The organism is Brevibacillus sp. SIMBA_040 (assembly GCF_046535075.1).
GTDB lineage: Bacteria > Bacillota > Bacilli > Brevibacillales > Brevibacillaceae > Brevibacillus.
Window position 1 is genome coordinate 1 of record NZ_JAWRXI010000435.1, and the last position, 231, is coordinate 231.

At 23.8% G+C, this 231-nt stretch carries 1 protein-coding gene; it reads left to right on the top strand.

Annotation, left to right across the window (positions count from 1 at the left end):
• Positions 1 to 231: hypothetical protein (locus SB752_RS33350; protein WP_410719651.1), on the top strand; the 231-nt coding region annotated here is incomplete at both ends.

Sequence of the window (231 nt, forward strand, 5' to 3'; positions counted from 1 at the left end):
CAGAAGAAATATTATCAATTTTAAAAGATATTGAGAAGGTCGTAAATCATTCAAAAAATAAATTTGAATATCACGTTCTTTTACAAACTCTTTATTCTGAGAAAAACTTATTTGACTTATATCAAATTAGGGACTATATTCAAGATTTAGATATTGAAGTTAAATTATTTTTAAAACTTGCATTAACTCAGACTTTACACAAAGTAAGTATTCATCCAATAGCAATACCTT